This is a genomic window from uncultured Polaribacter sp. (assembly GCF_947495205.1).
Taxonomy (GTDB): domain Bacteria; phylum Bacteroidota; class Bacteroidia; order Flavobacteriales; family Flavobacteriaceae; genus Polaribacter.
The window spans coordinates 1-213 of sequence record NZ_CANLXV010000056.1 but is presented as its reverse complement, the minus strand read 5'-3'; the positions used below and the strand labels follow the sequence as shown (position 1 = coordinate 213).

Sequence of the window (213 nt, the reverse complement as noted above, 5' to 3'; positions counted from 1 at the left end):
AAACATTAGTGTTTTAGAAGGAGATAATGATCCTGATGGCGATAATGCTAATTTAATGATTACAGAGATTATTGACGTAGATGGAACAGTAACACCAATAGCACCAGGCGCAACAGTAACGTTAAGTGATGGTACAATGGTAACCTTACAGACAAACGGTACGTTAGATGTAGTTCCAGCACCAGATAGCACAGAAGATATCGACTTTAGTTA

At 38.0% G+C, this 213-nt stretch carries 1 protein-coding gene; it reads left to right on the top strand.

The genetic code is table 11. The annotated features are described in order from the left end of the window. Positions 1-213 (top strand): hypothetical protein (locus Q0762_RS13985; protein WP_298767756.1); only part of this gene is annotated, 213 nt, incomplete at both ends.